This window comes from Pseudarthrobacter lactosi, from assembly GCF_055412785.1.
The window spans coordinates 455,971-474,546 of the sequence record NZ_JBVAYS010000001.1 but is presented as its reverse complement, the minus strand read 5'-3'; the positions used below and the strand labels follow the sequence as shown (position 1 = coordinate 474,546).

Below are 18,576 nucleotides of genomic sequence, written 5' to 3'. Positions count from 1 at the left end.
CAGTCAAACCGCTGGAGCGGGTCCTCAGACAGCAAGCGTCTCCGACCGGGCAGCGTCGCGGCGCTCCGGAGTTCCGGGTTGGTCCTGGCCGTAGAGCCAGTCGTTGTACTGGAAGTCCCCGTCCTTGCGGCTCTTGAACAGCAGGTTCCGGAGCGTCCGCGCCAGTCCTGCGACGTGCCAGGATTCGCCCCAGACGCGGGCGGTGCGTTGGACGCGGGCGGTCCGGCCGGCGCGCACAGTGTTGAACTCCTCGATGGCGCCGTCCCAGGCTTCGGGGTTGATCCCCTCCGCCGTAAAGACTGTGCCGTTGCTGACGTCCTGCAGTACCGCGGCGTCTTCGAGTGCCTGGCAGGCGCCCTGGGCCAGATACTGAAGCATGGGGTGGGCGGCGTCGCCTATCAGGACCATGCGGCCAGCTACCCAGTCTTCGATCGGGTTGCGGTCGTACATGGGCCAGCGGATGCCGGTGGCCAGATTCTTGAGTGCTTCCTGGACGGCCGGAACGCAGTCCTTGTAGGCAGCTTCCAGTTCGTCCACTCCGCCATACTGCTCTTCGCCGCGTTCGAAGGACGGGGACTTGAAAACGGCCACGGTGTTCAGCAGTTCACCCTTGCGAAGCGGATACTGCACCAGATGGCAGTCCGGTCCGAGGTACACAATGACGTCTTCAAGGTCGGCCTTGGGCGTCTCCTCGGTGATCGGTACGGTGCCGCGGTAGGCCACGTACACCGAGGACACCGGCTGGTCGTTGGCCACCAGCGGACGCAAAGTGGACTTGAGTCCATCGGCGCCGATGATGACATCAGCCTCGTAGTCGACGCCGGCGGCAGTGTGGGCAACGCCGCGACCGCCAACTGTCTCCACGCTTTCGACCATAACGTCGTTGACGAGCCTGACGCCGGCTTTCTGGCAGGCTTCGAGCAAGACACGGTGCAGGTCGCTGCGGTGGATCACTTCGAATTCCGCGCCGAGCGTCTGGCGGGTGAGTTCCTCACCGGTAACAGCGTCACGGAACACGAGGTGCTTGGGGCGCACCCCGATTTCGAGGGCTTTCTCGAGCAGGCCCCAGCGCTTGAGCACGCGGGATGCGTTGGGTGCCATCTGCAGGCCTGCTCCGACCTCGCCGAACTCGGGAGCGCGCTCCACGAGGGTGACTTCGGCGCCGTTCTCACGCAGCGCGAGGGCGCCGGCCAGGCCGGCCATTCCGCCGCCGATAACGAGGACTTCGGTGGACGATTTCAGGTCAGGCATTGCTGACTCCTTCTGGGATTTTGCGAGTGGATTTGATCTTGGTGCTGATGGCGGCCAAGAGGACGGCGGCTACGGCCGCCGCGCCTGCGAACGCCAAGAAGTTGGAGCCGACGCCAAGCCCGGCAGCGAGCAACAGCCCGCCCACCTGGGGTGCCGCGACGGCGCCGATGCGGCCGACGCCGAGGGCCCAGCCAAGGGCCGTTCCGCGCAAATGCGAAGGGTAATGGCTGGCCACGGCAGCAATGATGAGGCACTGAGTACCGTGGGTTCCCACGCCGGCCAGGACCAGCATGAGGTAGACGACGGCGACCGGAGGGCCGGTGACCAGCACCAGCAGCGCCGCAGCAGCAACGGCGGCGGCAGCGATCGCCGCCGGTATCGGGCCGAACCGGGTTCCGGCCCAGGCGGTGATGATAGAACCTGCGACGGCACCCAGGTTCAGTGCCAGGGCGAAAGTCAGGGCAGAGCCGAGATTGTAGCCGGCGAGCTGCATGAGGTTGGGCAGCCAGGTGCCGAGGCCGTACCAGGCGAACAGGGTCACCAAGGTGGCGACGGCGAAGAGCAGGCTCATGCCGAGGAATGGCGCCCGGAGCAGGGACCCGAAACCGGCAGGTTCCCGGGCTACTGAAGCGTCGGAGGGCGCGGGCGATGCCAGGGTTTCAGGCAGGTAGCGGAAGCCCAGCGGAATGACCACGATCAAGGCCAACACCGCGACCAGGAACATCGCCGGCCAGCCGAAGGCGGGAATCAGCGGGATCCCGACAAGCGCGGCGATAGAGCCTCCGATCGGCACGCCGGACATCATGAGCGTGGCAACCGTGGAACGCCATTTGGTGGGGACCAGTTCAGCCACCAGCGCGTTGGCTGAGGGAACCAGGCCGCCGAGGCCGATGCCGGCCAGCAGGCGCAGGGCGCCAAAGACGACGGCGTTGGGGGAAAACGCGCACAAGATGGTGAAGACGGAGAAGAGGATGGCGCAGCCGATGATGGTCCGCCGGCGTCCCCAGGTGTCCGACATCCGACCGGCGAAGACGGCACCGATCATCATGCCAACGAACGCCATCGAGCCGATGGTCCCGGCTGTGGCCTTCGTCAGCCCCCAGCCGGTGTCATTAATGAGGGACGACTGCACTGTGCCGTACACAATGAGGTCGTAGCCGTCGAAGACCACCAGGAGCCAGCAAACGAGTACAGCCATGGCGGACGGCTTCGAGAACCGCGATGGGCCACGGGAAAAATGGCCGACGCCGCCTGAGATGCCCGGCGCCGCGGCGGTAGGTGTGTGATTCATCCCACCACTGTCGGCCACCTCGCTCGGACCCGGCTATAGAATTCTGGCATGCAGAACTTACCCGCGCAGCGAAAGCCCACCTACCCCATCGAAGCGGTGGACAACGCACTGCTGTTGCTGCAGCTCCTGCGTGACGGAGGCAGCCTGAGGCTCAAGGACGCCGCCAACGAGCTCGGCGTCGCCCCGTCCACTGCCCATCGACTCCTGGCAATGCTCGTCTATAGGGGCTTTGCCATCCAGGACGAAACCCGCCAGTACGTGCCCGGCCCCGCCATGGGCGCCGGTCCGGCTGGCGTGAGCTGGTCGCGGCTGTTGCGGGACGTCGCCAGGCCGCACATGGAGATGCTCTCGGCGCGGGTCAACGAAACGGTCAACCTGATGATCCGGGTGGGCACGAAAGTCAGATTCCTGGAGACTGTCGAGAGCACCACCGCCCTGCGCGTGGGCGACCGGCGAGGGACGGTCCTGCCGGCCAACAAGGCCTCCGGCGGGAAGGCGATGCTGGCAGAACTGGAACCCGCGATGCTGGCCCAGCTGTTCCGCAGCAGCAACGCCGAGATCGGTGGAGACAACATCCCGGACGCCGAATATCCGGCCTTCCTCCGGGAACTGGAAGCCGTCCGGAGCAACGGGTTCGCTGCGAATTTCGAAGGTACAGAGGAAGGTATCAGCGCGTTCGGGATGGCCCTGCATAACCGGGCCGGAGACGTTGTGGGCGCGCTCAGCGTGGCGACGCCAGTGGCAAGATTCCGCCGGCTGTTCGACGGCGGCCTGGTTGGAGTAATGATGGAAACCCGGCGCCAACTCGAAATCGACATTGCCGCCAACCCCGCCAGCAGGGATTGACACTGCAAGCCGGGGCCTGCCGAAGATTCTGCCAGGCAGAATATGCTGGGGGTCACATGCTCCGCTGCTTAGAGTCGTTCGTACGCTCGAACGCTCATCGCACCATCAAGGAGGCCCCCTGTGTCCGTAAACGCTGAGAATCTTACGCATGCTTCTGTTGCCGCCGGCCACGTTGTTCCGGAGCCGTCCCCGGGGGAGGCAGCACAGCTGGAGAAGCTGTATCAGGATTTTGAGAGTGAGAACCTGATTCCCTTGTGGACGCAGATCGGGGACCTGATGCCGATGGTCCCGACGCCGAAGGCCGTGCCGCACGTGTGGCGGTGGAATGACCTGTACCCGCTGGCCGCCCGTGCCGGTGACCTGGTTCCCGTGGGCCGCGGCGGGGAACGCCGCGCGATCGCGTTGGCGAACCCGGGTCTCGCAGGGACCCCCTACGCGACCCCTACCCTGTGGGCTGCGATCCAGTACCTGGGCGCCCGCGAGACCGCACCGGAACACCGGCACTCCCAAAACGCCTTCCGCTTCGTCGTCGAAGGCGAAGGCGTGTGGACCGTGGTCAACGGTGACCCGGTGGCGATGCGCCGCGGGGACTTCCTGCTCACACCGGGGTGGAACTTCCACGGCCACCACAACGACACCGACTCCCCGATGGCCTGGATCGATGGCCTGGACATCCCGTTTGTGCACTACGCCGACGCCGGGTTCTTCGAGTTCGGCACCGAACGCGTCACCGACGAAGCCACCCCGGATATTTCCCGATCCGAGCGACTCTGGGCCCACCCGGGCCTGCGCCCTCTCTCCGGGCTCCAGGACACGGTCAACTCACCCATCGCCGCGTACCGCTGGGAACACACCGACGCCGCCCTGCGCGAACAGTTGCTCCTGGAGGACGAAGGCCACCCGGCAACCGTGTCTCAGGGCCACGCCGCCGTCCGGTATACGAACCCGACCACCGGCGGGGACGTGATGCCCACCATCCGCGCCGAATTCCACCGCCTCCGGCCCGGCGCCACCACCGAGCCCCTGCGTGAAGTCGGATCGAGTGTCTGGCAGGTCTTCGAAGGCTCGGGAACCGCCACCCTGAACGGTGAGACGAAAGCCTTGGCCAAGGGCGACCTCTTCGTAGTCCCGTCCTGGACCGAATGGTCCCTGACGTCGGACGGGACTGCCGAGTTTGATTTGTTCCGGTTCAGCGACGCCCCCATTTTCGAACGCCTAAACTTCAACCGCACCTACACCGAAGGACGCAACAACGCATGAGACTCCTCACCCTCCGCACCGAAACCGGCACCGGCAGCAGCACCAACACCGTGGCGGTCCGCCAGGACGGCGATACCCTCACCGAGATCGACGGGTTCACCGACGTCGGGGCCCTCCTGAAGGACCCCGCTTGGGAAACCACCGCGAAGGCCGCCAACGGCGCAACCCATGCCCTCGACGGCGCTGACCTCGCCGCCGTCGTCCCCTCCCCCGGCAAGATCATCTGCGTGGGCCACAACTACCGCAACCACATCAAGGAAATGGGGAGGGAAGTCCCCGAGTACCCCACCCTGTTCGCCAAGTACGCAGAATCCCTGATCGGGCCAAACGACGACCTCGCGTTGCCGCAGGAATCCGACACCGTGGACTGGGAAGCCGAACTCGCCGTCATCATCGGCAAGACCGGCCGCCGCATTTCCGAAGCCGACGCGGCAGACCACATCGCCGGCTACGCCGTGCTCAACGACGTATCGATGCGGGACTACCAGTTCCGCACCATCCAGTGGCTCCAGGGCAAGACCTGGGAGAACTCCACCCCGTTCGGCCCCGCCCTGGTCACTAAAGACGAGTTCACCGCCGGCCCGCTGATGACCAGCGCCGTGGACGGGGAAATCCAGCAGCAGACCCCCACATCCGATCTGGTCTTCACCCCCGAATTCCTGGTCTCCTACATCTCCACCATCATCACCCTGAACCCGGGTGACGTCATCGCCACTGGCACTCCGGGCGGCGTGGGCCACGCCCAGGACCCCAAGCGCTACCTGCAGGAAGGCCAGGTCCTGGTCACCACCATCGAAGGGCTCGGACAGTTGAAGAACCGTGTGGTCAAGGAAGCCTGATGGTTGCCCGCCAGGACCAGGCGACGGACCCGGAGCTGCTCGAAGCGCTGCTCCAGGCCCGGCGCGGGACCGCGTTCTTCGCCCGGAAGCTCAATGAACTCTCCGACGAGGACCTCGACGGCCCCTCGCTGCTGCCGGGCTGGAACCGCCGGCATGTCACCGCGCACATCGGCTACAACGCCCGTGCCATCGCCCGGCTGATCGAGTGGGCAGCAACGGGGGTTGAGACACCCATGTATGCGTCCGTCGAGGTGCGGGACCACGAGATCAGCTTCGGGGCGACCCTGTCCCCGATCGCGCTGCGGAACCTCTTTGACCACTCCGCCGTGCACCTGAACGTTGAATGGCGTGACCTGCCGGAACAGGCTTGGCAGCACAAAGTGAAGACCATCCAGGGCCGGGAAGTCCCCGCCACAGAAACCGTGTGGATGCGGACCCGCGAAGTCTGGACCCACGCCGTTGACCTGGACAACGGGGCCACCTTCGCCGACATCCCCGCACCCGTCCTCGAACGGCTCCTGCGAGACATCGCCGGAGCCTGGAAAACCCGCGGCACCGACACCGGCCTGCTCATCAGGCCAGACGGTACGGGCTCCGGCACGGACCTGACATTCGGCGACACGACTGCCCAGTACCCGACCCTCATCACAGGCACCCTGCCCGGCGTTGTCCAATGGGCCGCGGGACGCAGCATCGACGCCGTTACGGCAACACACAACGGGGCACGCCTGGCCGAAGCGCCCGCAGCCCCCCAGTGGATCTGAGTCTGTGGCCTCGGGGTAGCCGGCACAGCACGGACACCAGGAAACGGAGCAGCGGCGGGAATTCCCGCCGCTGCTCCGTTCTGGTAGGTATGGGTTGAAGTGCAGCAGCTAGGTCGCGGGAGCCGCCTGCGGGTTGTTGACGTTGACCAGCCAGGCAGTACCGAACCGGTCGGTGCACATGCCGAAGATGTCGCCCCAGGGTGCCGGTTCGAGCGGAACGGTGACAGTGCCGCCGTCGGCGGACAGCTTGTCCCAGTAGCCGCGCAGTTCAGCTTCGTCGTCGCCGCTGAGCGAAACCGAAATGGAGCTGCCGCTCGCGAGGTCCATGCCGTTGGGCGTGTCAGCCCCCATCAGGACCAGGCCGTTGCTGGCCGTCAGCATGCCGTGCATGATCTTGTCGGCTTCCGCCGGATCTTCGCTGGCGTGGAACTCGCCGAAAGTGCTGAGGGCCAGGTCACCGCCGAACACGGACTGATAGAAGGTCATCGCCTCCCGGGCATTCTCGCGGAAGCCAAGGTAGGGGTTGAGCGTCGTTGGCATGGCCGGTTCTCCTCGTGGTGCGGAAGTGAAAAGGATTCGGAACAGTCAACATCCTGCCGCACTTCCAGCCGCGTTCATAGGGTTCACGGGGTTCGGCAGGCTCAACCACCGGTGGTTGATTCAGGGCAAAAAACGGTACCCCACGCCGGGTTCGGTCAGCAGGTGGCGCGGCTTCCCGGGGTCGGCCTCCAGTTTCCGCCGCAACTGGGCCATGTACACGCGCAGGTAGTTGGCCTCAGTCTCGTAGGCCGGTCCCCAGACGTCCAGGAGGAGCTGCTGCTGGGTCACCAACCGCGAAGGGTTCCGGACCAGCAGTTCCAGGATGTTCCATTCGGTCGGCGTCAGCCGGACAACGTTCCCCGCTCTCGTGACCTGCCGCTGGGCCAGGTCCACGGTGAAGGAGGACGCGGCCACTGTGGGCACCGACGCAGGTTCCGGAACACGGCGGAGGAGCGCACGCAGGCGGGCCAACAGCTCGTCCAGTCCGAACGGCTTGGTGATGTAGTCGTCCGCACCGGCGTCCAGGGCGTCGACTTTGTCCGCTGAGCCGTGGCGTGCGGACAGCACCAGCACCGGCAGGGTGCTCCACCGGCGGAGTTCCCGCAGTACTTCGGCCCCGTCAAGGTCCGGCAGTCCGAGGTCCAGGATCATCACGTCCGGCGGACGGTGGGATGCGGCACGCAGGGCGGTGCCGCCGTCGGACGCTGTGTCCACGGCGTAGCCGTGGGCCTGGAGCGTGATCCGGAGCGCCTTCAGCAGGTGGGGATCGTCGTCGACCACCAGGACACTGGTGCGGTGGCCGGCCTGCGTGACGGAAGAACCCCTATGGTCCGTGTTCATGTGGCCTCCTGCCGCGGCTGCCCGGCCGCGTGGCGCGCGCCCGGCGAGCCGGTCGATAGGGCCAGTCTGATCACCATGGTCAGTCCGCCGCCGGGAGTTTCCTGTGCGGTCAGCGTGCCGCCCATGGCCTTGACGAAACCGTCAGCGACGGCCAGGCCCAGTCCCACCCCGGTGGCCTGGGGCCGGTCGTGGAGCCGCTGGAACGGCCGGAACATCTCCAGCACCTTCCCGGCGGGCACACCGGCGCCGTGATCGATGATCCGCAGTTCACCGGACGGATAGCCGTCCAGGGTGGCCGCGCCCATGCCATCGGAAGCGCCCGTGATGGTGATTCCCGCACCCGGCGCGTATTTGACGGCGTTTTCCACAATGTTCGCGATAACGCGCTCGAGCAGCACCGGATCGGCTTCGACTGTGGGCATGTTGGCCGGGAGTTCCACCCTGACCGTTCCGTCCGGGAGCCCGCGGAGGGCCGGAGCCACAACCTCGCTCCAACGTACGGGTCCAAGCAACGGCCGGACGGAATCGGCGGTGATCCTTGACATGTCCAGGAGGTTTCCCACCAGCTGGTCCAGCCGGTCCGTGCACTCGTCGATGGTTTCCAGCAGCTCCCTTTCTTCCGCCGGGGTATAGGTGACGGTCCGCTGCAGCAGGCCGCCGGCGGCGAGCTTGATTCCGGCCAGAGGCGTCCGCAGGTCGTGTGACACAGCCCGCAGGATCGCCGTGCGCATGGTGTTCCCCTCGGCCAGCCGCAGCACCTCGCGCCGGCTGACGGCCAGCTGGCGACGTTCCAGCTGGGCTTTCACGTGGACCGCAAACGCACCCAGGAGCCTGCTTTCCGCCGCCGGCACCTCCCGGCCGAACAGCACCAGCCGGGTGTCGGCGTCGACCGGTTCTGCGGTGCTGCCCGGCACGCCGGTGTCGCCATGCTCCCACCCTGCGGTGTCCCCCGCGCCGGCCACCAGCCGCCAGACCCGGCCGTCCGCGCCGCGGACTGCGGAGGTTCCCGACGCCGGGCCGGAACCTTCCGCTATGCCCTCCCGGCGGCTGAACACACCGGCGCCGGTGGCCCCAAAAGCGTCGAGGGCCTCCGCGAGTATCCCCTCCAGGGTGTCCTCCGAACGGGAGGCACCCAACGCAAGGTCGCCCAGCGTGGTCGCCTCCGCCCGGGCGCGGGCGGCTTCCCTAGACCGGCGGGCAGACCGGTCCACCACGCCGGCGACAGCCACGGAGACCCCCGCGAATACGCCCAGGGAGAGGAAATCCTGCGGATCACTGATGGCCAAATCCCCCAGCGGCGGCGTGGAAAAGTAGTTCACCAGCACGCTGCTCCACAACGCGCCGACGACCGCAGGCCACAACCCGCCCACCAGCGCCACTCCAACGGCGCCCGCGAGCTGGATCAGGACAGCGGTGGCAACGCTGTGGTCGAAGGCTGTAAGCAGGAGCTGCAGCAGTACCGGAAGGGATGCTGCGAGCGCAAAGCCAAGGCCAACCCTGGTCCGGCCCAGGTCAGGCCGCGAGCGCCGCGCGTTCTGTTGAGATGGGACGCGGGGAACCACCTGGACATCTACGTCCCCTGCACCGCGGACCACCCGGGCTTCCACGGTGCCGCCGGCGAGCAAACCTGCCAGCGCACCGGCCAGCGGCCCGCGGCGGGACTGCCCCACGACAATATGGGTGGCGCCGGACTTGCGGGCGTAGTCCAGAACCGACGTGGCCGCGTCCCCCGCGGAGACGGTATGGTACGTCCCGCCTAAGTCGTTGACGAGCCGCCGTTGTGCGTCCAAGACCTGGGGCGACTCGCCCGCGGCACCACCGGTGGTGCGGACGTGGACGGCCACCAGCTCGCCGCCGTCGCTCCTTTCGAGAATCCTGGCGGCGCGGCGGATGAGCTGTTCTGCGTCGTCGCTGCCGTTGAGGCCAATGACTATCCGTACCCATGCCATGCCGCCATTCTCCCACCACTAACCGGACCACTTTCGCCGGCCGCGTGGCAGCGCTGTGCTGTCTGTCGTAGGGGCGTTAAGGATGCGTCAAGATCCGCCGGAATCCGGCTTCGAGGCGTGCTGCGCGGACTAGATTCGGGTGTGCCCGCGGTGCTGTGCCGCAGGCTGAAAGGCTTCTATGACCACCATGAGCAGGCCCCCCGCCGATCCCTCGGCCCTCCGGCCTACGCGGAAGTCGGCCCTCGGCAGTTGGCTGATGTTCGGGCTGGAGGACGCCAAGGGCACCCATCCGGGTCCGGGCGGTCTCGCGGACCAGGAGAGGAAGCACCACTGGTGGCAGGTGATGTGCCTGACCGGCGTGGACTACTTCTCCACGCTCGGATACCAGCCGGCCATTGCGGCGCTCGCTGCCGGCGCCATCTCTCCCCTGGCCACCCTTGTGCTTGTGGCAGTGACCTTGTTCGGCGCGCTCCCGGTCTACCGCCGGGTTGCCGGCGAAAGCCACCGCGGCGAAGGTTCCATCGCGATGCTGGAGCGGCTGCTCCCCAAGTGGCGGGGCAAACTCCTGGTGCTCGTGCTGCTCGGGTTCGCGGCGACGGACTTCATGATCACCATGACGCTGTCCGCCGCGGATGCCACGGCACACCTGATCGAGAATCCGTTTGCCCCGGATGTCCTGCATGGCCAGGAGGTGGCCGTGACGCTGGTGCTGCTTGCTTTGCTCGCTGCGGTCTTCCTGCGCGGGTTCAAGGAGGCCATCGGCGTCGCCGTTGTACTGGTGGTCCTGTACCTGGGGCTCAACGTGGTGGTCATTGCCAGATCTCTGGTGGAGGCAGCGGCCCATCCGGTGGCCGTCGGTGATTGGTGGCAGACCCTGAACACGTCGCATGGGAATCCGCTGATGGCGGTGGCGATCGCCCTGCTCGTCTTCCCTAAGCTGGCGCTGGGGCTGTCCGGCTTTGAAACGGGAGTCGCGGTGATGCCGCAGATCCGTGGCGGCGCGGGCGATACCGAGGAGAACCCCGCCGGGCGGATCCAGGGGACCCGCCGGATGCTGACCACTGCGGCCGTGATCATGAGTTCCTTCCTGGTCACCAGCAGCTTCACCACGGTGGTCCTGATCCCCGAGCATGAATTCCTGCCGGGTGGGGAGGCGAACGGGCGGGCACTGGCGTTCCTGGCGCACGAATACCTTGGGCCGGGTTTCGGAACACTGTATGACCTGAGCACCATCGCCATCCTGTGGTTCGCCGGCGCTTCCGCGATGGCCGGTCTGCTGAACCTTGTCCCCCGCTACCTGCCGAGGTACGGCATGGCCCCTGCGTGGGCGAAAGCAGTCCGGCCCCTCGTGCTCGTCTTCACGCTGATCGGATTCCTGATCACCTGGCTGTTCAAGGCCGACGTCGATGCCCAGGGCGGTGCGTACGCCACCGGCGTCCTGGTGCTGATGACCTCCGCAGCCGTTGCCGTGACGCTCTCGGCCCGGCGCCTTAAACAGCGCAAGCGGACCATCGGCTTTGGCATCATCACGGTGCTCTTTGTGTACACCACGGTGGCCAATATCTTTGAACGTCCTGAAGGAATCCGGATTGCCGGCTTCTTCATCCTGGGGATCGTCAGCATCTCGCTGCTTTCCAGGGTGCTGCGCTCCTTCGAACTGCACGCCACGCACGTCCGGTTGGACACCCAGGCCCTGGAGTTCATGGCGGAGAATCTGTCCGGCCCCATCGGGATCATCGCCCATGAACCGCTGCGCCAGTCAGCGGACGCCTACCGGCAGAAGCTGGCGTCCGCCACCGAAGCTAGCCACTTCCCCGCCGACTACCAGACACTGTTCCTGGAAGTCATCGTGGATGATTCCTCCGACTTCGAGACGGCCCTGGAAGTCCGGGGCGTGGTGCGGCATGGGTTTGCCGTCCTTGAGGTGCACGGACCAGGCGTCCCCAACACCATCGCCTCGGTGCTCCTGCACATCCGCGATGTGACCGGGCTGATGCCGCACGTCTACTTCCGCTGGACCGAGGGCAATCCCGCAGTGAACCTCCTGCGCTTCCTGGTGCTGGGCGAAGGCGAGATCGCTCCCGTGACACGCGAGATTCTGCGCGAAGCCGAGCCGGATATCACCAAGCGGCCGTGGGTGCACGTGGGCTGACCGTTGACGACGGCGGGAGGTCACCCCCCGAGCTGGTGGACTGTGAAAGCGGTCAGGAACCCAACGGAAGCTGTGAGTCCCGTGAGGTTGTGATGCTCCTCGAACGCCTCAGGGATCATCGTGTCTGCGAGCATCGCCAGGATCCCGCCCGCCGCGATAGCGGTAATGAAGGCGACGACAGCTGCCGGCGCGTTCTCCAGCGCTACGTACCCGAGCAGTGAGGCGAGCCCGCACATCACGGCAATGCCTCCCCACACCCCAAAGATGTAGCCGGTACTGCGGCCTGCCTTCTTCATCCCGGCCGTTCCGGACAGACCTTCGGGAACGTTGGAGATAAACACCGCCACCAGCATGGCCGGACTGACCGATCCCGCGGTGATGAATCCGACGCCGAGCACTATGGACTCGGGGATCCCGTCGAGGAGGGCGCCGAAGGCGATGGCCGTGCCGCTGCCCGGGGAATCCTGCTCCGACGGTTGCTGGCCGCCGGAGCGTTTCCGGTGTTTAGCGCCGGCCCGGGACAGGAGCATGTTAACTCCGACGTAGACCACGGAGCCGGCCAGGAATCCGGCCACGGTGGGCCACAGGCCCCCTCCTTCAACCGCCTCACCGACGAGCTCGAACGCCAGGGCCGATATCAGCACGCCCGCCCCGAAGGACATGATCGAGGAGACGAGTTTGGACGGGATGGCCCATTTCCAGGACGCGGCCGCCCCCAGCACCAGGGCGCCACCAGCCAGGGTTCCCCACGTCAACGCCTGAAGCCACACCGGCATGCTGCCACCTTTCGTTTGTCCGCCCGGGGCTCACACGACGGACTGAACCGTTACGCCCTGAACCTATCCTCCACGAACCTATACTCCTAGGGCGTTGGGCGCACGGACCGTCCTTGTCTACTGACCAGGGCGGCAATTGTCGTAGGCTCAGGAGCATGGCCAGATACTTTGATGTTCATCCCCAGGATCCCCAGCCCCGCGCCATCACACAGGCCGTGAAAATCGTGCTCGACGGCGGGCTGATCGCCTACCCCACGGACTCCTGCTACGCCCTCGGGGCCCAGCTGGGCAACAAGGATGCGCTGGATCGGATCCGTAAAATCCGCAAGCTCGACGACAAGCACCACTTCACGCTGGTGTGCAAGGATTTCGCCCAGCTGGGCCAGTTCGTGAACATTGGCAACGACGTCTTCCGCGCCATTAAGGCCGTCACGCCCGGCAGCTACACATTTATCCTGCCTGCCACCAAGGAAGTTCCGCGCCGGCTGCTGCACCCGAAGAAAAAGACGGTGGGCGTGCGGATCCCGGACAACCGCGTGGTCCAGGCGCTGCTGGCCGAGCTTGGCGAGCCGCTGCTCTCCAGCACCCTGCTGCTCCCGGACGAGGAAGACCCACTGACCCAGGGCTGGGAAATCAAGGAACGCCTCGACTACGAGGTTGACGCCGTCATCGATTCCGGCGACTGCGGGGCGGAGCCCACCACGGTTATCGACTATTCGAGCGGGGTGGCCGAGGTGGTTCGTCGCGGCACCGGCGACCCGTCCCGGTTCGAATAAGCCCTTCCTGTATACGGGGACCGGCTCAAACGGACTCAGTCCTGCTTGCGGGCGCGGCTCGGCTGTACCCGTGGGGGCTCTCCGGGCATCTTCGGGTAGTCCGGCGGGAAGGGCAGCTCGCCGAGGCCGGCCTTGAGGTCCCGCTCCCACCACTCCAACAGCACATCGATGGTGCCCGGATGCGCCTTCATGTCTGCCCAGGGATCGCCAAGGGTCCTGAGCCGTTCCGGGACCGTCAGGATGGTGAAGTCCTTGGGATCCGCGTTGCCCAGTTCGTCCCAGCTGATGGGGCAGGAGACCGGCGCATGGGCCAGCGCGCGGGGGCTGTACGCGCCGGCGATGGTCCGGTCGCGGTTCGCCTGGTTGAAGTCCACGAACACCTTCACGCCCCGTTCCTCCTTCCACCAGGCGGTGGTGACCTTGTCCGGCAACCGCCGCTCCAGCTCGCGGGCCGCTGCGATCACCGCGTGGCGGACGTCCAGGAATTCATGGGTGGGCTCGATGGGCGCGTAGACGTGCAGGCCGCGGTTCCCCGATGTCTTGATGAACGTTTCCAGCCCGGCCTCCGCCAGCACGTCCTTCAGCGCCAGCGCGGCCGGGACGGCGTCGTCGAAGTCCGTGCCCGGCTGGGGATCAAGGTCGATGCGCAGCTGGTCCGGGTTGTCGGTGTTAGCTGTATGTGACGGCCACGGGTGGAACACCACCGTATTCATCTGCACCGCCCATACGGCCGCGGCAGGTTCGTCCAGGACCAGCATGGGGTGCGAGCGTGCGCTTGGAAAGACCACCTTCACCGACCGGATGAATTCGGGGGTTCCCTTGGGCGGGTTCTTCGAAAAGAACTGGTCCCCGTCGACGTTGTCAGAGTACCTTTGCAGCGCCACCGGCCGGTCACCGTTCGCGGCAATGAACGCTTCCCCCACATCCACCATGTAGCGGGCGAGGTCCAGCTTGGTCAGGCCCAAGTCCGGCCAGAGCACCCTGCTGGGGCTGGAAACGCGCATTTCGCGCTCGCCGTGCGGTCCGGGGACAGTGAGGGTGGTCTGTTCGCTCGCCATGGGGACAACCTACCCTGCGCCGCGCGCGGCGTCAGTACCTCGGCGCGTGGTTGCCTGCGATCCGGCATCATGGACCTATGGCCGCTGCTGAATTCCCTGTCACCTTCCCCGTCGGCGACGTCGAAGTCTCCGGCGTTTACGCCCGCCCGGACAACCCCTTTGGAACCCTGGTGCTGGCGCACGGCGCCGGGGCAGGTATGGAGCATCCCTTTATGAGCGGATTCACCCGCGGACTGAACGACGACGGCGTTGCCACCTTGCGCTTCAACTTCCCCTACCGCGAAGCAGGACGGAAATTCCCGGACCGGCCTCCCGCAGCCATCGCCGCCTGGCGTGCCGCCATGCATGAAGCAACGCGGCTCGGAGCCGAGCACGGTGATACCGGACCGGTGTGGGCGGCCGGTAAATCGTTCGGCGGCCGGATGGCGTCCATGGCCGTTGCCGACGGAATGGATAGTGCCGGACTCGTCTATCTTGGCTACCCCCTGCACCCGCCCGGTAAGCCGGAAAAGCTCCGCGACGAGCACCTCTACGGGCTCACGCTCCCCATGTTGTTCCTGCAGGGCACCCGCGACACCTTCGCGACAGCGGACCTGCTGGAGGGAGTGGTGTCGCGGATCGGCCCGTCAGCCGTCCTTGACTGGATCGACGGCGGTGACCACTCCTTCGCCGTCGCAGGGAAGAAGCGTGACGCAGCAGAGATCGGCGGGTCGCTGGCGCCGAAGGTGGCCGGGTTCATGCGGAGCCACGGCTGACGCGTCCATCGTCAGCTACGCAGCGTCCTCGTGCCACCAGCCTTCCCATGCGGTGGAGGTCAGCCGGCCGGTGGGGAAATCGGTCTTCGCAATCCCGCCATTGTGCGGGCGGCTACCCTCTCCGCGGCCGGCGTCAAAGAGGAAGTTCAGGCTACTCAAAAGCAACATAATTGTGTCCCTTCGTGTGGTGGTCTGGACCACGTTGTCCAAGTAGGAACGAGCCTAACTGCGCCATGTTTCAGCGCGTCGACGCAACGTTTCGGCCACGTATCGGACATCTCACCTGTGCAAACGGCGCAAGAAAGCCTCCCGACGGACCGGCGCTACATGCGGGCCTTGGTCCGGGCAGTCGGCTGAGCCGTCCAGGGATCCTCGGGCCACGGATGCCTGGGGTACCGGCCGCGCATCTCGGACCGCACCTGCGCATAGGGCCCGGACCAGAAGGAGGCCAGGTCATCCGTCACGGCGAGCGGCCGCCGCGCAGGAGACAGCAGGTGAAACAGGACAGGCACCCTACCGTCCACCAGCCGGGGCGTCTCAGCCCAGCCAAAGCACTCCTGCAGCTTTACCGCGACAACCGGCCGGCCGCCGTCGTCCGCGCCTTTCTGCCCAGCTTCTGCCTCGTCAGGCGCCGCCGGGCCCGACCCGACACCGCCTGAGGCCGCTCTGTCTGAAACCTCGGGGTAGTCGATCCGCACCATCGATCCACTCGGCACTTTCAGCGACTCAGGTGCCAGTTCAGCCAGCCGGGCGGCCTCCGGCCAGGGCAGCAACCGCCGCAAGGGGTCGGTGAGGTCGATGCTGCTGGTGGCGGCGCCGCCGGCCAATGCCTCAAGCTCCGGTCCTAGCCAGGAGTCCAGCCGTGCCAGCAGGGCCGGTTCGGAAACATCGGGCCACGGCTCGCCAAGTTCGCGGCGCAGTAAGGCGAGGCGGCGGCGCAAGGCGTCAGCCGCCGTCGACCATCCGATGGTTGCCAGGCCTTCCTTGGCGAGGGCGCGGGCCACAGCGGCACGGCCGTCCTCGGCGGAGGGGCGGACGGGGGTGGAGGACAGGCTGATGGCACCCAGCCGGCGTTCCCGCCTGGCCTTCACCCTGCCCTGGCTGAACTGCGCTTCCACCGTGTCGGTCAGGAGCTGGCCGGCGGCCGCCTCTGCGGTATCGGCGCCCAGCGGCGCCGCTGAGCGGATCACTGCGCCCGTGCCGGCGGCGTCCCGGCCGGCGGCGCGCGAAACTTCCGCCACGGCGAGCCAATCCTGCCCGCTCAGCGCACTGCCGGCCGGTAACCCCGCGCGCGTACCGGACGACAGCAGGTACCGTGCCGGGCCATCGCCCAGGACGCGCCGGGCCACGCGGTCCGGGAACGCTAGGGCGACGACGACTCCCACCGCCTCCGCCGCAGTCACCGGCGCGGTCCTGACCAGGGAGGCGATGGCGGACGGGCCGACGGCGGCGGCCTCCTTCCGCGCAATGGTCTCCAGCCGGCGGACGTCCTCCGCCCAGCGCCGGGCGGCGGGGTCCTTCCCGGTGCGAAGTACGGTCAGTAGCCGGGTGAGATCTGCCCCCGGGGCGCGCTGGTCCCCCGCCACGAGTGCCACTGCTTCCGCTGCGGCGCGGTGACCCACGGCAGCTGCGCCGTCGAGAAGTGCCCGCGCCAGCCTGGGATCGGACGGAACCCTGGCCAGCGTCCGCCCCAGCGAGGTGGCATGCCCGTCCCGGTCCACAGCACCGAGTTCGCGAAGCACCTCGATGGCTTCGCCCATGGCTGCCGCGGGAGGTGCATCCGGAAGCGCTAACCCGGCGCCGCCAGGTGATCCCCAGCAGGCCAGGACCAGGGCAGCACCGGTCAGGTCAGCGACCGCGATCTCGGGGGTCACATGCGCCGGCGCGGCACCATAGGTCCGCTGGTCGTAGCAGCGCACCACCCGGCCCGGCCCCTGCCGCGCGGCGCGTCCGGCGCGCTGTTCCGCGGAAGCCCGTGAGCAGGAAACAGTCACCAGTCCGGACATGCCCCGGCTGGCATCGCGCCTGGGTTCACGGGTCAGCCCGGAGTCGATCACCAGCCGCACGCCGGGGACGGTCAGGGACGATTCGGCCAGGTCGGTGGACACGATGATCCGTGCAGGGCCGCCCGGACGACGCCCCGACACTGCCTGGTCCTGCTCGGCCGGGCTGGCCTGGCCGTGGAGTTCCAGCACGTCGGTCCCCGCGGCCGCCCGGCCGCGGAGGCGGGCCGCGACGTAGGAGACTTCCCAGGCGCCCGGGACAAAAACCAGTGCATCGGTGCCCGCGTCCTGCCCCACAGCGGCGGTGTGGGCCTGCGCGGCCGTATCCACCACGTGGTCCAGGAACCCGCGTGTCACTCCGCGGTCGTCCAGCCGCGACGTGGCGGCTGGCACCCACTCCACCTCCAGGGGGTACAGCGCTGAGGGGCAGTCGACGACGGGAGCCGGACCGCCGTCGTCGTCTGCGGTCCCTTCGTCGCTTGTCCCCACGTTCCCGGCCGCGCCGCCCCCGATCAGTGCGGCGAAGCGGGGCGCGTCAAGGGTGGCGGACATGGCTACCAGGGTGAGGTCGCCGCGCAGTTGCCGCACTTCGGTGAGCATCCCCAGCAGCAGGTCGGTTTCGAGGCCGCGTTCATGGACCTCGTCCAGAATGACCGCGCCGATGCTCTCCAGGCCGGGATCGTCGAGCAGGCGCCGCAGCAGGATCCCCGGGGTGACAAACTCCACCAGGGTGGCGGACCCGGACTGGCGTTCACCGCGGACGGTGTACCCCACGCGGTCTCCGAGCCTGCTGCCATCCAGGGCGGCCAGGCGGCGGGCGGCGGCACGCGCCGCGACGCGCCGGGGCTGGGTGACCACCACGCGCCGGGACTTTCCTGCAGGCGCGGCGAGGTTGGCCAGCAGGGGTGGGACCAGCGTTGTTTTGCCGGTACCGGGTGGTGCCTGCACCACTGCAGTACCCGCCGCACCGCCGGCGCGCAGCACGGCAGCCAACTCCCCGAGTGTTTCAGCGAAGGCCAGTCCGGTGCTGATGGCCGACAGATCGAAGGTGCCGGCGTCAGAGGTTTCCGCGGGGATAGCGGCGGAGTTGGTTGGCGGTATCACCCGTCCATTGTCGCCGCTATCCCGCACGGGCGTCAGCGCAGGTGCGGCGGGATAGGTCAGACTGGAGGTCGTCGACCACGAAAGCAGGAATTCCCTTGATCAACCTCCAGCAGGACTCCGAAGGCTTCATCCGCATGAAGCGGCACTTTCCCGCCAGTGCCACTGTGACTGTCACGTTCAGCGACGGCTCCCAGGAGGAGGTCTCCGGCCGCCGGCTCAACGAGCTCTACGACGACGCCCTCGCCGTCTACCGTGCGCAGAACCAGCTTGATGCCAAGGGCTTTTCCCGTGGTCCGCAGAAAAAGGTCCAAACCACCATCGAGTTTGTCCCCGTCCAGCCAGGCATAGGGCAGTAACCCGGGCACGGCCCCC

The 18,576-nt window shown here is 67.2% G+C and carries 17 protein-coding genes; 8 read left to right on the top strand and 9 right to left on the bottom strand.

Annotated elements, in window-relative coordinates:
- Nucleotides 1-24: 24 nt before the first annotated feature.
- Nucleotides 25-1,251 (bottom strand): FAD-dependent oxidoreductase, encoded by a 1,227-nt coding sequence (locus tag ACZY0Q_RS02150; RefSeq protein ID WP_463914144.1) that lies wholly within the window; start codon nucleotides 1,249-1,251, stop codon nucleotides 25-27.
- The gene (locus ACZY0Q_RS02145; protein WP_463914142.1) at nucleotides 1,244-2,542 is read right to left on the bottom strand and encodes an MFS transporter; all 1,299 of its coding nucleotides are present in this window, start codon (nucleotides 2,540-2,542) and stop codon (nucleotides 1,244-1,246) included. Before ACZY0Q_RS02145 ends, ACZY0Q_RS02150 begins: the two co-directional genes overlap by 8 nt.
- 48 nt (nucleotides 2,543-2,590) lie before the next feature.
- Here ACZY0Q_RS02145 and ACZY0Q_RS02140 point away from each other — a divergent pair, with 48 nt between their 5' ends.
- From ACZY0Q_RS02140 to ACZY0Q_RS02125, 4 genes are all read left to right on the top strand, one after another.
- On the top strand, nucleotides 2,591-3,388 hold the full coding sequence (locus tag ACZY0Q_RS02140) for an IclR family transcriptional regulator (protein WP_463914139.1): 798 nt from the start codon (nucleotides 2,591-2,593) through the stop codon (nucleotides 3,386-3,388).
- A gap of 120 nt (nucleotides 3,389-3,508) precedes the next feature.
- Nucleotides 3,509-4,648, top strand: a complete 1,140-nt coding sequence (locus tag ACZY0Q_RS02135) for a cupin domain-containing protein (RefSeq protein ID WP_463914136.1) — start codon at nucleotides 3,509-3,511, stop codon at nucleotides 4,646-4,648.
- Nucleotides 4,645-5,487 (top strand): fumarylacetoacetate hydrolase family protein, encoded by an 843-nt coding sequence (locus tag ACZY0Q_RS02130; protein WP_463914133.1) that lies wholly within the window; start codon nucleotides 4,645-4,647, stop codon nucleotides 5,485-5,487. Before ACZY0Q_RS02135 ends, ACZY0Q_RS02130 begins: the two co-directional genes overlap by 4 nt.
- Nucleotides 5,487-6,251, top strand: coding sequence for a maleylpyruvate isomerase family mycothiol-dependent enzyme (locus ACZY0Q_RS02125; protein ID WP_463914130.1), 765 nt, complete (start codon nucleotides 5,487-5,489; stop codon nucleotides 6,249-6,251). The genes ACZY0Q_RS02130 and ACZY0Q_RS02125 overlap by 1 nt, the downstream gene beginning before the upstream one ends.
- A gap of 108 nt (nucleotides 6,252-6,359) precedes the next feature.
- Here the strand turns inward: ACZY0Q_RS02125 and ACZY0Q_RS02120 are convergent, their stop codons facing one another.
- The 3 genes from ACZY0Q_RS02120 to ACZY0Q_RS02110 all read right to left on the bottom strand — a co-directional run bounded on the left by ACZY0Q_RS02120 (nucleotide 6,360) and on the right by ACZY0Q_RS02110 (nucleotide 9,580).
- Nucleotides 6,360-6,791, bottom strand: a complete 432-nt coding sequence (locus tag ACZY0Q_RS02120; RefSeq protein WP_463914127.1) for a VOC family protein — start codon at nucleotides 6,789-6,791, stop codon at nucleotides 6,360-6,362.
- Nucleotides 6,792-6,911: 120 nt separating this feature from the next.
- Nucleotides 6,912-7,631, bottom strand: coding sequence for a response regulator (locus ACZY0Q_RS02115; RefSeq protein WP_463914125.1), 720 nt, complete (start codon nucleotides 7,629-7,631; stop codon nucleotides 6,912-6,914).
- Nucleotides 7,628-9,580, bottom strand: coding sequence for a DUF4118 domain-containing protein (locus ACZY0Q_RS02110; protein WP_463914122.1), 1,953 nt, complete (start codon nucleotides 9,578-9,580; stop codon nucleotides 7,628-7,630). The genes ACZY0Q_RS02115 and ACZY0Q_RS02110 overlap by 4 nt, the downstream gene beginning before the upstream one ends.
- Nucleotides 9,581-9,758: 178 nt before the next feature.
- Between ACZY0Q_RS02110 and ACZY0Q_RS02105 the strand changes: the two genes are divergently transcribed.
- Nucleotides 9,759-11,732 carry an APC family permease gene (locus ACZY0Q_RS02105; protein WP_463914119.1) on the top strand — a complete coding sequence of 658 codons (1,974 nt, stop codon included), beginning with the start codon at nucleotides 9,759-9,761 and terminating at the stop codon, nucleotides 11,730-11,732.
- A gap of 20 nt (nucleotides 11,733-11,752) precedes the next feature.
- Here ACZY0Q_RS02105 and ACZY0Q_RS02100 read toward each other — a convergent pair whose 3' ends face one another.
- Complete coding sequence (locus ACZY0Q_RS02100) at nucleotides 11,753-12,508, bottom strand: ZIP family metal transporter (RefSeq protein ID WP_463914116.1); 756 nt, start codon at nucleotides 12,506-12,508, stop codon at nucleotides 11,753-11,755.
- A gap of 155 nt (nucleotides 12,509-12,663) precedes the next feature.
- On the opposite strand from ACZY0Q_RS02100, the gene ACZY0Q_RS02095 reads away from it, so the two are divergent.
- Nucleotides 12,664-13,284, top strand: coding sequence for an L-threonylcarbamoyladenylate synthase (locus ACZY0Q_RS02095; RefSeq protein WP_463914114.1), 621 nt, complete (start codon nucleotides 12,664-12,666; stop codon nucleotides 13,282-13,284).
- A 35-nt stretch (nucleotides 13,285-13,319) separates the two neighbouring features.
- Here the strand turns inward: ACZY0Q_RS02095 and ligD are convergent, their stop codons facing one another.
- The gene (gene ligD, locus ACZY0Q_RS02090; RefSeq protein WP_463914111.1) at nucleotides 13,320-14,342 is read right to left on the bottom strand and encodes a non-homologous end-joining DNA ligase; all 1,023 of its coding nucleotides are present in this window, start codon (nucleotides 14,340-14,342) and stop codon (nucleotides 13,320-13,322) included.
- A 77-nt stretch (nucleotides 14,343-14,419) separates the two neighbouring features.
- Between ligD and ACZY0Q_RS02085 the strand changes: the two genes are divergently transcribed.
- Nucleotides 14,420-15,097, top strand: a complete 678-nt coding sequence (locus ACZY0Q_RS02085; protein ID WP_463914108.1) for an alpha/beta hydrolase family protein — start codon at nucleotides 14,420-14,422, stop codon at nucleotides 15,095-15,097.
- Nucleotides 15,098-15,112: 15 nt separating this feature from the next.
- Here ACZY0Q_RS02085 and ACZY0Q_RS02080 read toward each other — a convergent pair whose 3' ends face one another.
- Together ACZY0Q_RS02080 and hrpB are read right to left on the bottom strand one after the other, a co-directional pair.
- Nucleotides 15,113-15,265: a hypothetical protein gene (locus tag ACZY0Q_RS02080; RefSeq protein ID WP_463914105.1), complete on the bottom strand. Its 153-nt coding sequence runs from the start codon at nucleotides 15,263-15,265 to the stop codon at nucleotides 15,113-15,115.
- A gap of 155 nt (nucleotides 15,266-15,420) precedes the next feature.
- Complete coding sequence (gene hrpB / locus ACZY0Q_RS02075) at nucleotides 15,421-18,204, bottom strand: ATP-dependent helicase HrpB (RefSeq protein ID WP_463914103.1); 2,784 nt, start codon at nucleotides 18,202-18,204, stop codon at nucleotides 15,421-15,423.
- A gap of 95 nt (nucleotides 18,205-18,299) precedes the next feature.
- Between hrpB and ACZY0Q_RS02070 the strand changes: the two genes are divergently transcribed.
- The gene (locus tag ACZY0Q_RS02070; protein ID WP_463914100.1) at nucleotides 18,300-18,560 is read left to right on the top strand and encodes a hypothetical protein; all 261 of its coding nucleotides are present in this window, start codon (nucleotides 18,300-18,302) and stop codon (nucleotides 18,558-18,560) included.
- Nucleotides 18,561-18,576: the final 16 nt, after the last annotated feature.